The following is a 4,684-nucleotide window of genomic DNA, read 5'->3' as shown; positions in this document are numbered from 1 at the left end:
GCCGGTCATGGCGCGGACGGCTCCGTAGACGTCGAAGACGGCCAGCGCCAGGGGGACCAGCGTCAGCAGGACGAAGCCCTCGAAGATCTCCAGGAAGCGGCCCCAGAACGGGGTGAGGCCCCGGCGGGGGACGATCAGGCCGATCGCGGTGATCAGGGCGGCGATCGCGGCGATGACGGCGACGAGCCAGATTGTCCGGATGTCGAGGGCCGTGCGATCGCCGGTCAGGGCGCCTCCGAGGTTTCTCGGCGCCCTCAGCGGAGCTTCCGCGCAGCCCTCCTCAGGTCGTACTCGTGAACGATCGCCTTGGCGTGGCCGTACGCGAGGTCGTACTCGTGCCGGAGCCAGCTGACCTTCTCCTCGAAGTTGAAGAGAGCGGGGCCTTCATCGACTTTGCGCAGCCAGTCGGAGACTTCACGACCGGTGCAGTGGGGGATGCGGGCGAGCAGATTGCGATGGGTCTCCTCGGAGAAGACTTGGGACATCGGCGCCTCCGGACGAAAGGAAATGTAAGCCGGTCCTTCAGGTCACGTTGCCTGAGCGGCGGCGTGTTGGCAACAGTCCCGTTGATGCGCGTACTCTCGCGACGTGCTTGATACGATCCCGTTGACCCGTGCCGTGGACCACTTCGCCGACCGGTTGCGGGCCGCGCCGCAGAGCCGGCTCCAGCGGGGGGCCGCCGCCGAGGCACTGGCGCTGGCCAGGGAGTTTGCACTGCGTGCCCAGCGGCTGGAGTCGCCGGGAGGGCCCCTTCGGGAGATGCCGGACGCGGGGATGTTCGCGGCCGCGGATCAGGTGACCGTCGCCGGAAACGATCTCGCGTTGGTCTTGGCCGACGAGGGCGAATTGGCGGAGGCGGTCGCGTTGGTGGAGGAGGCCCAGCGGCGGGCCGGGGTGTGAGAGGTGCCCAGCGCAGAAGGAGCCTCTACAGCGACGCGATGACCCTGTCCGCCAGGATGTAGACCGTCTCCGTGCCGCACTGGAACGTGAGGGTGTACGCGCCGGAGACGCCCGAGCCACCCAGGAGGACGGGGGTGTCGCCGGTACGGAGGGCGGTGGCGAGGCGGTCGGCGGTTTCGCGGTGGCCTGGGGTCATGCAGAGGGTGGTGCCGTCGGCGAAGACGTAGACGTCGAGGGTGCCGAGGGGGCCGGGGCGGACGTCGGCCAGTTCGATGCGGGAGGCGGCCAGGTCCTCCAGGCAGGCGACCGTGCGCTCGTGGTCGTTGGTGACCGGGGACTGCACCGGCACGAAGTCGGGGTGCGAGGGGTGCCGGCGGCGTGCCGCGGCCAGCTCCGGGGACTCCCCGGCGAACTCGTCGCCCTCCAGGCTCGGCTCGGTCACCGGCTCAAGGTGCTCCAGGCCCGCGAAATCGGACTGCCGGGGCAGGAACAGCTCACTGTCGGGCAGACCCAGCAGGGACGGCGCGTCGGAGACGTCACGGGCCTCCTGAGCGGCCCAGAAGGCGCGCGCCTCGGCCAGCTCACGCTCCCGCTCTTCCGCGAGCGCCTCGGCCACGGCGGCGCGTATCTCCTCGGTGTCGGCGGCCGGACGGGCGGCCGGGATCAGGGGCCGTGCGTCGGCCGCCCGGCTCTTGGCCAGCTCGGCGTGCAGCGCGGCGACCTGCCGGCGCAGGCCCGTGAGGGTGCGCAGGACGACGACGCCCACGGCGGCGGTGGCGGCCGTGATGAGCAGCAAGGCGATCGGCATGGCGCTCACTGACGTACTCCCGGTTCAAAGTCGACCCCCGACTTCCTACATCAGCTTGAAGGGCGGACTAACCAGCTGTCAGTGCGTAACGTCACGAATCGGGCATGAATATGCGGCCCGTGTTTCGTGGTGAAACGGCCCTGAGCTGCGTAAATCCCTCTCCGGAGGGAGATAGGTCACATCCTGGGGGAGATTGGATCACAAATCGGCCCAGAGCCCCGGAGTTCCGGGGGCTCTGGGCCAAAGGGTCACGCTGGGTCCCGATGCGGTGACGCCGCGGTGTCCGAGCCCGGGCGCTTGGCTGACGCGCTCGGTCGCCGGGCTCGTCGCCGGACTCAGCTGAGGCGCTCGATGACCATCGCCATGCCCTGGCCGCCGCCGACGCACATGGTCTCCAGGCCGAACTGCTTGTCGTGGAACTGGAGCGAGTTGATCAGCGTGGCGGTGATGCGGGCGCCGGTCATGCCGAAGGGGTGGCCGACGGCGATGGCGCCGCCGTTCACGTTCAGCTTGTCCAGCGGGATGTTCAGGTCGCGGTACGAGGGGATCACCTGGGCGGCGAAGGCCTCGTTGATCTCGACCAGGTCGATGTCGTCGATGGTCAGGCCCGCGCGGGCGAGGGCCTGCTTCGACGCCTCCACCGGGCCGTAGCCCATGATCTCGGGGGAGAGACCCGAGACGCCGGTGGAGACGATCCGGGCGAGGGGGGTGAGCCCGAGGTCGCGCGCCTTGGTGTCGGACATGATGACCAGCGCGGCGGCGCCGTCGTTCAGCGGGCAGCAGTTGCCGGCGGTGACCAGGCCGTCCTCACGGAAGACCGGCTTCAGCGCCTGGACGGCCTCCAGGGTGACACCCGGGCGCGGGCCGTCGTCCTTGCTGACGACCGTGCCGTCGGGGAGCGTCACCGGGGTGATCTCGCGCTCCCAGAAGCCCTTCTTGATGGCCTCCTCGGCGAGGTTCTGCGAGCGGACCCCGAACTCGTCCATCTCCTGGCGGGTCACGCCCCACGAGCGGGCCAGGTTCTCGGCGGTCTGGCCCATCGCGATGTACGGGTCGGGGAGCAGGCCGTCCTCACGCGGGTCGTGCCAGCCGGCGCCCACCGACTTGGCGACCGCCTCCGTACGGGTCTCGGCGTCGGCGAAGAGGGGGTTGTGGGTGTCGGGCATGCCGTCGGAGCTGCCCTTGATCATGCGGGACACCGTCTCGACGCCGGCCGAGATGAAGACGTCGCCCTCGCCGGCCTTGATGGCGTGCAGGGCCATGCGGGTGGTCTGGAGCGAGGAGGAGCAGTAACGGGTGATGGTGCAGCCCGGCAGGTGGTCCATGCCCATCTGTACGGCGACGATCCGGCCCAGGTTGTGGCCCGCCTCGCCGCCGGGGAGGCCGCAGCCGAGCATCAGGTCGTCGATGTCCCTCGGGTCCAGTTCCGGGATCTTGTCGAGGGCTGCCCTGACGATCGTGGCGGTGAGGTCGTCGGGGCGGAGGTCCTTGAGCGAGCCCTTGCCCGCGCGGCCGATGGGGGAGCGGGCGGCTGAGACGATCACGGCTTCGGGCATCACGGCTCCATTGGCGTACGGTGCGGATTGCAGGGGCTGTGGGGAAGTTACCCGTACGTATGGGTCGGGTCACGGGGGTGGGGGTGTGACGCCTGCCGCACTTTCTAAGCGCTTGCTTTTCTCGCCCCCGCCGCCCCTGCCCGTCCCTTCCTCCAGGGGCTGCCGCCCCTTCGACCCCGCTGCGCCTTCCAGCTCGGGGGATGGGGTTGTGTGGCGAGTGCGGGTGGTGTGTGGTTGCTCGCGCAGTTCCCCGCGCCCCTGAAAAGCGGGGGCTGTGTTGGATTACGGCTCCGCCGCGTGGGCGGGACCAGCTCCCATGTACCCGCGGTCGCCCGGATCGACGCGCATCCCGGGCTATGGGGCGGACTGTTCTGCCGCTGTCGTGGGAGTCGGGTCCGTGGCCGGGACCCTCCTCCGGCGGCGGCGCTTGAGCAGGGCCCAGGGGCCACGCGGCCCCGTCGGCATGGCGGCGGCCACCTCCGTGCCGGCCTCCGAGGCGGCCTCGGCGGCGGCGCGGGCCACCGGGAGGAAGCCTTCGCGGCGGGTGACGTCGGGGCGTTCCTCTTCCGCCGGCCAGAGGCCGAGGGCCGCGCAGACCGTCGGGAGTACGGCCATCGCCGCTGTCGCGTAGCCCTCGGCGGAGGGGTGGTAGTTGTCGGGGCCGAAGAGTTCACGGGGGTTCTGTTCGAACTCGGGGCCCAGGAGGTCGCCCAGCGACACGGTACGGCCGCCCTGTTCGACCACGCCGATCGTCTGCGCCGCCGCCAGCTGCCGCGAGGCGCGTCGGGCCAGCCAGCGCAGGGGCTGCTGCACGGGTTCGATCGTGCCCAGGTCGGGGCAGGTGCCGACGACGACCTCCGCGCCGGCCGTGCGCAGGCGCCGTACCGCTGCGGAGAGGTGACGTACCGAGCGGGTCGGGGGCATCCGGTGGGTCACGTCGTTCGCGCCGATCATGATCACGCAGATGTCGGGGACCCGGGACGGGTCCTCCAGAACGAGGGCGACCTGGCGGTCGAGGTCGTCGGACTGGGCCCCGGGCAGTGCCACATTGCGCAGCTCCACCGGGCGTTCCGCCACCGCCGCGAGGCCCGAGGCGAGAAGGGCGCCCGGCGTCTGGCGGGCCCGATGGACCCCCTGGCCGGAGGCGGTGGAGTCGCCGAGCATGACCAGCCGGAGGGGAGGGTCGTCAGCGGCGTCGTACGCACGGTCGTACGAGTTGAGCGGGTGGCCGGGGCGGCTGGCGTACCCGGGGCCGTACGTGCGGCCGTACAGGCCCTCCGCGCTCGGCGGATGCGGGCTGTGCCCGTTGCCCACGTGACGCTTGGCCATGCGCACCTCGGCCAGCAGCAGTCCGACGGCCGCCGCACCGACCAGCCCGATGCCGCCCCCGCCGTACGCCGCGCCCGCCGCGATACGCCGG

Annotated in this window: 5 protein-coding genes and 1 pseudogene; 1 reads left to right on the top strand and 5 read right to left on the bottom strand. The window is 71.3% G+C overall.

Going from position 1 to position 4,684, the window contains the following annotated elements; all coding sequences use genetic code 11:
- Positions 1-231: pseudogene (locus STRIP9103_RS52495) on the bottom strand (type VII secretion integral membrane protein EccD); the annotation flags it as partial.
- A gap of 23 nt (positions 232-254) precedes the next feature.
- Positions 255-485, bottom strand: coding sequence for a DUF4287 domain-containing protein (locus tag STRIP9103_RS40330; RefSeq protein WP_009338122.1), 231 nt, complete (start codon positions 483-485; stop codon positions 255-257).
- 103 nt (positions 486-588) lie between these two features.
- Between STRIP9103_RS40330 and STRIP9103_RS40325 the strand changes: the two genes are divergently transcribed.
- Positions 589-900 (top strand): hypothetical protein, encoded by a 312-nt coding sequence (locus tag STRIP9103_RS40325; RefSeq protein ID WP_181800253.1) that lies wholly within the window; start codon positions 589-591, stop codon positions 898-900.
- A gap of 25 nt (positions 901-925) precedes the next feature.
- Here STRIP9103_RS40325 and STRIP9103_RS40320 read toward each other — a convergent pair whose 3' ends face one another.
- The 3 genes from STRIP9103_RS40320 to STRIP9103_RS40310 form a co-directional block, all read right to left on the bottom strand.
- Entirely contained in the window at positions 926-1,708 is a 783-nt protein-coding gene (locus STRIP9103_RS40320; protein ID WP_009338124.1) for a hypothetical protein, read from the bottom strand.
- Between the two features lie 335 nt (positions 1,709-2,043).
- Entirely contained in the window at positions 2,044-3,264 is a 1,221-nt protein-coding gene (locus STRIP9103_RS40315) for an acetyl-CoA C-acetyltransferase (protein ID WP_009338116.1), read from the bottom strand.
- A 354-nt stretch (positions 3,265-3,618) separates the two neighbouring features.
- Positions 3,619-4,684, bottom strand: a 1,066-nt coding sequence (locus STRIP9103_RS40310; RefSeq protein WP_063747365.1) for an SGNH/GDSL hydrolase family protein, incomplete at its 5' end; no start/stop codon positions are given.

It is taken from the genome of Streptomyces ipomoeae 91-03 (genome assembly GCF_000317595.1).
In the GTDB taxonomy this organism is placed as follows: Bacteria; Actinomycetota; Actinomycetes; order Streptomycetales; family Streptomycetaceae; genus Streptomyces; species Streptomyces ipomoeae.
This window is presented reverse-complemented; position numbering and strand designations above follow the sequence as displayed.